At 63.4% G+C, this 6,921-nt stretch carries 8 protein-coding genes; 7 read left to right on the forward strand and 1 reads right to left on the reverse strand.

Annotated features, from left to right (window positions below; translation table 11 throughout):
- Together ACSLE4_RS02435 and ACSLE4_RS02440 are read left to right on the forward strand one after the other, a co-directional pair.
- Positions 1-230: DUF2007 domain-containing protein (locus ACSLE4_RS02435; RefSeq protein WP_435902905.1), on the forward strand; the 230-nt coding region annotated here is incomplete at its 5' end.
- Positions 202-1,095 (forward strand): tRNA1(Val) (adenine(37)-N6)-methyltransferase, encoded by an 894-nt coding sequence (locus ACSLE4_RS02440; protein WP_435902906.1) that lies wholly within the window; start codon positions 202-204, stop codon positions 1,093-1,095. The genes ACSLE4_RS02435 and ACSLE4_RS02440, both read left to right, overlap by 29 nt.
- 194 nt (positions 1,096-1,289) lie before the next feature.
- Here the strand turns inward: ACSLE4_RS02440 and ACSLE4_RS02445 are convergent, their stop codons facing one another.
- Positions 1,290-1,553: a hypothetical protein gene (locus ACSLE4_RS02445; protein ID WP_435902907.1), complete on the reverse strand. Its 264-nt coding sequence runs from the start codon at positions 1,551-1,553 to the stop codon at positions 1,290-1,292.
- A 225-nt stretch (positions 1,554-1,778) separates the two neighbouring features.
- Between ACSLE4_RS02445 and ACSLE4_RS02450 the strand changes: the two genes are divergently transcribed.
- From ACSLE4_RS02450 to glyS, 5 genes are all read left to right on the forward strand, one after another.
- Complete coding sequence (locus ACSLE4_RS02450) at positions 1,779-2,663, forward strand: S49 family peptidase (RefSeq protein ID WP_435902908.1); 885 nt, start codon at positions 1,779-1,781, stop codon at positions 2,661-2,663.
- Between the two features lie 3 nt (positions 2,664-2,666).
- Positions 2,667-2,864 carry a hypothetical protein gene (locus ACSLE4_RS02455; RefSeq protein ID WP_435902909.1) on the forward strand — a complete coding sequence of 66 codons (198 nt, stop codon included), beginning with the start codon at positions 2,667-2,669 and terminating at the stop codon, positions 2,862-2,864.
- A gap of 202 nt (positions 2,865-3,066) precedes the next feature.
- Positions 3,067-3,987: a glycine--tRNA ligase subunit alpha gene (locus ACSLE4_RS02460; RefSeq protein WP_435902910.1), complete on the forward strand. Its 921-nt coding sequence runs from the start codon at positions 3,067-3,069 to the stop codon at positions 3,985-3,987.
- The gene (locus tag ACSLE4_RS02465) at positions 3,984-4,388 is read left to right on the forward strand and encodes a VOC family protein (protein ID WP_435902911.1); all 405 of its coding nucleotides are present in this window, start codon (positions 3,984-3,986) and stop codon (positions 4,386-4,388) included. The genes ACSLE4_RS02460 and ACSLE4_RS02465 overlap by 4 nt, the downstream gene beginning before the upstream one ends.
- 6 nt (positions 4,389-4,394) lie before the next feature.
- Entirely contained in the window at positions 4,395-6,524 is a 2,130-nt protein-coding gene (gene glyS / locus ACSLE4_RS02470; protein WP_435902912.1) for a glycine--tRNA ligase subunit beta, read from the forward strand.
- Positions 6,525-6,921 lie beyond the last annotated feature (397 nt).

Consider the following 6,921-nt stretch of genomic DNA (forward strand, 5'->3'; position numbering starts at 1 on the left):
AAGAATTGTTGCGCTCGAACGACCCCGTGCTTCTGTCTTTTGTCAGCGCGCTCCTGAACGAGGCCGAGATCGGCTTCATCGTGCTCGACACCAATATGAGCGTGATGGAGGGCTCTATCGGAATCCTGCCAAGACGTGTCTTGGTGGAGGAAGATTGCATCGATGAGGCACGCAACTTGCTCACCGAGGCCGGTGTCGGTCATGACCTCAAAGGCGAAGACAAAGCCTAGCCGCCCGCGCGGCAAAACGGGCACCACCACCACCGACGACTTCCTCGGCGGTCGTCTGACTGTCCTCCAGCCGAAAACCGGCCATCGTGCCGGGAGCGATGCGGTGTTTCTCGCCGCCGCCGTGGGCGCTCAAGCAGGCGATTCCGTGCTCGACGCCTGTGCCGGCGTCGGCGTCGCGGGGCTCTGCCTCCTCGCTCGGGTTCCAAAGACCACCGTGACCGCGGTCGAGATCGATGAGCGGCAATGCGCTCTTGCGGCGGAGAACGCGGCGCGGAATGGCTTGCCGGACCGGTTCGCCGCAATCCGCGCGGATGTCACCGCGCCCGCCAAGGACTTGGCCGCCGCCGGGCTTATCCGCGAAGGCTACGACCAGGTCATGGCCAATCCACCCTTCTATATGGAGGGCGCGGTGCGGGCGGCGCCAAACGCGTCACGGGCCGCCGCGCATGTCATGCCGCGGGGCGAGCTTGGGCGCTGGGTGCGATTTCTCACCACCATGGCCGCGCCGAAGGGCGCTTTGACCGTGATCCACCGGGCCGACTGTCTCGGCGCGCTCTTGGATTTGCTTCAGGACCGATTCGGCGACCTTGCCGTCTTTCCCCTGTTTCCTAAGGCGGCGGAGCCTGCGGTCCGCGTCATCGTGCAGGGGCGCAAAGGCAGCCGCGCCGGCCTACGGCTCCTCTCGGGGCTGGTCCTGCATGGACCGGATGGGGCCTATACGGGGCACGCCGAGGCCGTGCTCAGGGGCGGGGAGGCGCTTCGGCTTGGCGCCCCACGAAAAAAGGGCCGCCGCCCAGGGGGGAAAGGCGGCAGCCCCAATTTGCCCGAGCGTGAGGAGAGCTCTCGGGCTCGCAAGGTCCGCTAGTCGCAGACCCTGACGTCTCTAAAGACCCTCGGTCTTGGCTGCTGTTTTAGGAGGCCTGGCCTGAACCCCGTCTGAGGTGGCCGTTCATCGCGCGTTCACCACGAAGCGCGCGCATAAAACGCGCATAGAAGAAGGCCGCTCCCATCGCTGGGAACGGCCCTCCAAAATCTTAGCCTTTCAGGCGGTGCGCGCGCCTAGTACCAGCCGCGATAGTAGCGTCCGCGCCAATAGGGATAGTAGGCGTAAGGATAGCCGGCACAGCGGTAATAGCCGCATCCACGATAGGTCCGCGGCGCGTAATAGCCGTAGCGCGGCGCGACATAAACGCTTACGCCGGGTGCGTAGCCCTGCCGCCAAGCCTTGCGGCGCCAGCCGGCATCCGCGGGCTGCGGCAGCAGCGTGACGATCGTGAACGCGATGACGCCCACCGCCGCCGCCAGGATCGCAAACTTCTTCATCTCAGAGTCTCCTCAGGATTCGCGCTATGATCCGAGGCGCTGCTCGGGAGCGGCGCATGCGCCCACGGTGAGAAGATGTATAGCAAGTCATTCGGACAGGCTGATGTCTCCTCGCGAGACTGCCTTAATTAAAGGCTTCAACGCTGCCCCGGTCTGGCCTTTATTGATACAGATTTAGAGAGGTAACCCTCGATCTGGGTTGAGTCTGAAGATAGGGAGAACGGAATGAGCCAAGGCGGTTTTCTGGAGACGATAAAGTCCTATCTCCCTGAGAGGTGGACCAAGTCCCGTCCGCTGGTGCCGGTGCTGCGCTTCACCGGACCGATTGGCATGAGCACGCCGCTGAAGCCGAGCCTGACCCTTTCGACGGTCGCCTTGGCCATCGACAAGGCATTCTCCATGCGCGGCGCCAAGGCGATCGCCATCCAGATCAACTCGCCCGGCGGCTCCGCGGTCCAGTCCACGCTCATCTATAAGCGCATCCGCGCGTTGGCCGAGGAGAAGGATCTCAAAGTCTATGTGTTCGCCGAGGACGTGTGCGCCTCCGGCGGCTACATGCTCGCCTGTGCGGGCGATGAGATCTACGCCGACACGAGCTCGATCGTGGGCTCGATCGGCGTGATCGCCGCCACGTTCGGTTTCCCCGGTCTTTTGGAGAAGATCGGCGTCGAGCGCCGCGTCTATACCGCCGGCGCCAACAAGGATACCCTTGATCCCTTTCTCCCCGAGAAGCCCGCCGACGTGAAGCGCATCAAGGCGATCCAGCAGGACGTGCACGCCGCCTTCATCGAGCTGGTCAAGACAAGCCGCGGCGACAAGCTCACCAAGGCCGACAAGGAGCTGTTCACGGGCGAGTTCTGGTCCGGCAAGACGGCCGCCGAGCTCGGTCTCGTCGACGGATTGTCGGATCTCCGCTCCAAAATGCGCGAGGTGTTCGGCGAGGACGTACGCTTCAAGCTCGTGGCGCCGGCGACCTCCTGGTTCCGCCGCAAGCAGGGCGTGTTTGCCGGCGCGAGCGGTTTCGACTTCGGCCTCTGGCCGGACGGGCTTGCCGCGGATGTGATCTCAGCGGTCGAGGCGCGTTCGCTTTGGTCGCGTTTCGGGTTGTAAGCCATGCCGCAGCTTCTTCTTCTGATCGCCGCGGGCGCCGGGCTTCTCATGGTCAGGCGCTACTTCAAGAAAGAGCAGGAGCGCATCGCCGCCGATCTGCGCGCGGCGAAAGAGGCCGCGGAGCGCCGCGATCTCGATCATTCGGTGCCGCTTGAGCAGGACCCTTCGACGGGTGTCTACCGGCCTAAACAGACGCATTGAAGGGCGGCATCAATTAACGCTACAGCCATTGTTGTCATCCATGCCTGTCATGGCCGGGCTTGTCCCGGCCATCCACGTCTTTGACGGTCTGATGGAAATACGTGGATGCCCGGGACAAGGCCGGGCATGACGGTTCAATTTAATGGGGAATTGCATTAGCGTCCGGCGACCCCGCCAAGGTGCGCTCTAACGCCTCGATCCAATGTCCAAATCCAGCAAACAACATGAGGCGCCCTCGTTCCAGGATCTGATCCTGAAGCTGGAACGCTTCTGGGCCGATCAGGGCTGCGTCATCCTCCAGCCCTACGACATGGAGATCGGGGCGGGGACCTTCCATCCGGCGACCACGCTGCGCTCGCTCGGCCCGAAGCCCTGGCGCGCCGCCTATGTGCAGCCTTCGCGGCGACCCAAGGACGGCCGCTACGGCGAGAACCCGAACCGGCTTCAGCACTACTACCAGTTCCAGGTGATTTTGAAGCCGTCGCCGGCCGACATTCAGGACCTCTATCTGGAGAGCCTTTACGCCATCGGCATCGATCCCAAGAACCATGACATCCGCTTCGCCGAGGACGACTGGGAAAGCCCGACGCTCGGCGCTTGGGGGCTCGGCTGGGAGGTGTGGTGCGACGGCATGGAAGTCTCGCAGTTCACCTACTTCCAGCAGGTCGGCGGCTTCGACTGCGATCCCGTCTCCGGCGAGCTCACCTATGGGCTCGAGCGTCTCGCCATGTATGTGCAGGGCGTGGACAACGTCTACGACCTCAACTTCAACGGCGGCGAGGGCGCGGACAAGGTCACCTATGGCGACGTGTTCTTGCAAGCCGAGCAGGAATACTCCCGCTACAATTTCGAGCACGCGGATACCGCGAAGCTGTTCGAGCATTTCCGCGACGCCGAGGCGGAGTGCAAGGCGCTGCTCGCCGCGGGCGGGAACGGCGAGCGGCATCTGATGGTGCTGCCGGCTTACGACCAGGCCATCAAGGCCTCGCATATTTTCAATCTGCTCGATGCGCGCGGCGTCATTTCCGTGACCGAGCGGCAGGCCTATATTTTGCGCGTGCGCGATCTCTCCAAGGCGTGCTGCGCCGCGTGGCTCAAGACCGAAGCGGGCGGAGCGTCATGAGCCGGGCGACGGTCTTGCGGCAAGCACCGGTTCTGTTCGCCCGCGATCTCGAAAAGACGATCGCCTTTTGGGCCGACAAGGTCGGCTTCCGGACGCTTGGCGTCTGGGGCAAGCCACCGGACTTCGCCATCGCCGCGCGGGATTTTGCCCATGTCATGCTGACCCAGTCACCCGACAGCCACGACATTGTTCCGTATTGGCGCATTAAGAACCAGATATGGAACGCCTATTTCTGGGTCGACGACGCACGCGCCATGTACGAGGAGATGAAGGAGCGCGGCGCGCATATCGACTACGACCTTGGTGAGAAGCCTTATGGCGTTCTCGAATTCGGCATCCAGGATCTTGACGACCACGACATCGGTTTCGGTCAAGACCTCGCGCCTGCCGGTAAGGATTGAGCGCGAATGGCTGAGCTCCTGCTTGAACTCTTCTCCGAGGAAATCCCGGCGCGCATGCAACCGCGCGCGCGCGAGGACCTCGGCCGCCTGCTCGGCGACAAACTGAAAGGCGCCGGTCTCGACTTCGAACGTGTCAAGACCTTCGCCACGCCGCGAAGGCTCACCGCTGTCGTCGACGGCCTGCCGAAGCGCTCGCCCGATATCAGCGAAGAGCGCAAAGGCCCGCGCGTAGGCGCGCCCGAACAGGCGATCAGCGGCTTCCTCAAATCGGCAGGTCTCAAGTCGATCGACCAAGCGGAAGTGCGAGAGGACAAGAAGGGCAGCTTCTACGTCGCGATGCTGGAGAAGCCTGGGCGGGAGACGGCCGATGTCATCGCCGAGATCGTGCCCGAGATCGTTCGCAACTTCCCTTGGCCGAAGGCGATGCGCTGGGGTGCCGGCAAGCTTCGCTGGGTGCGGCCGCTCCATTCCGTCCTCTGCATTTTCGACGGCAAGGTGGTGGAGTTCGAGATCGACATCGAAAGCGGCAACCGCACGCGCGGTCACCGCTTCATGGCGCCCAAAGCCTTCACCGTGAAGAGTTTCCGCGACTATGCGGCGAAGCTGAAGGACGCTTTTGTCATCCTCGACTCCGACGAGCGCGCCGAACTCATCTTAAAGACCGCGCACAAGCTCGCCGAGAAGGAAGGCTTGACGCTCGTCGAGGACGAGGCGCTGCTCGCCGAGAACGCGGGCCTGACCGAATGGCCCGTGCCGCTGATCGGCGCCTTCGACGAGGACTTCTTGAGCGTGCCGCCGGAAGTGCTCGCCACCTCGATGAAAGCCCACCAGAAATGCTTCTCGCTGAAGAAGGGCGAGGAACTCGCAAACCGCTTCATGCTTATCGCCAATCTGAAGGCGGAGGATCGTGGCAGGGCGATCACCCAAGGCAATGAACGGGTCATCGCAGCTAGGCTCGCGGACGCCAAGTTCTTTTACGAACAGGATCGCAAGGGCTCGCTGGAAGACTGGGTGCCCAAGCTCAAGGAGATCACGTTCCACGAGAAGCTCGGCAGTCAATACGAGCGCGTGCAGCGCATCTTTCATCTGGCCCGCGAGATCGCGCCCTTGGTCGGGGCCGATCCCGATCTCGCCGAGCGCGCCGCCATCCTCGCCAAGTCGGATCTCGTCAGCGACATGGTCGGCGAGTTCCCCGAGCTGCAAGGCGTCATGGGCCGCTACTACGCGCTCGATCAGAAAGAGAACCCGTCCGTCGCCGATGCCATCGCCGCGCACTATAAGCCCGTCGGGCCGACGGACGACGTGCCGCGCGCGCCCATCGCCATCGCCGTGGCGCTTGCCGACAAGCTCGACACGCTTGTGGGCTTCTGGGCCATCGACGAGAAGCCGACCGGCTCGAAGGACCCCTATGCCTTGCGCCGCGCCGCCCTCGGCGTCATCCGCATTATTCTGGAGAACGGAAACAAGATTCACCTTTTTCCGCTGTTGCATAATCTGATGGGGGCCTGGAAAGCCAGCTTCATTGTGGACGGCGCTTCACTTGAAGCAGCAGCCATGGCGCTTGCCAAAAAGAGGGACCCGGGCACCGAAGTGGATGTTGCTTGGTACAAGGCTAGAACGCTCTTGGATTTCTTCGTCGACCGCTTGAAGGTACATTTGCGCGACCAAGGCGCGCGGCACGATCTCGTGGACGCGGTATTCGCGCTCGGTGGCGACGATCTCTTGATGATCGTCGCGCGGGTCGATGCGCTGGGACGTTTCCTCGAGACGGAAGACGGCAAGCACCTGCTGGCCGGCGCCAAGCGCGCGATGAACATCCTGCGTATCGAGGAGAAGAAGGACGGCCGCAGCTTTGACGAAGCGCCGGATCCAGCGCTCCTGGAGCAGCCGCAAGAAAAGGCGCTCGCCAAGGCGGTTGACGAGGTCGAGAAGGCCGCGGCGTCGGCCGTTGAGAATGAGGATTTCGAAGCGGCGATGGGCGCCATGGCGCTCTTGCGCGAGCCCGTCGATGCCTTCTTCGATTCGGTGACGGTCAACGCCGACGATCCCAAGCTGCGCGAAAACCGCCTGCGGCTCCTAAATCGCATCCGCGCCACCACCCAGACAGTCGCCGACTTCTCCAAGATCGCCGGCTAGCCCGGCTTCTTTCCCTATCCCCGTCATACCGGCGTAAGCCGGTATCCAGAAACGGGCCCACAGGCTTGTTGCCCTGGATTCCGGCTTTCGCGGGAATGAGCGGTGGTAACGCAGGCCGCACTTATGCCCGCCCCCGAAACCTGCCGTACAATGCGATCACCTCGTCCGTTCAAAGGGCGTTCTCGCGAGGCGTTGGCGTGAGCGGGGCGGGGTGCGGCGCCTGCGGGTCTCGTTCGCAGCGAGACCTCCGGGCGGCGCCGGAGCCACCCCCCGGGGCTACTACGAGCCCCTGCGAGAAGCTCGCTGGGATTTGCTCTCGCGCGACAGCGGTCAAAGGCCGGAGCGCACATTGCGCTCAAGCAGGCCGGAGGCCGGTAGCGCAGAGATCAATGAGAAG

Source organism: Methyloceanibacter sp. (assembly GCF_051306395.1).
In the GTDB taxonomy this organism is placed as follows: Bacteria; Pseudomonadota; Alphaproteobacteria; order Rhizobiales; family Methyloligellaceae; genus Methyloceanibacter.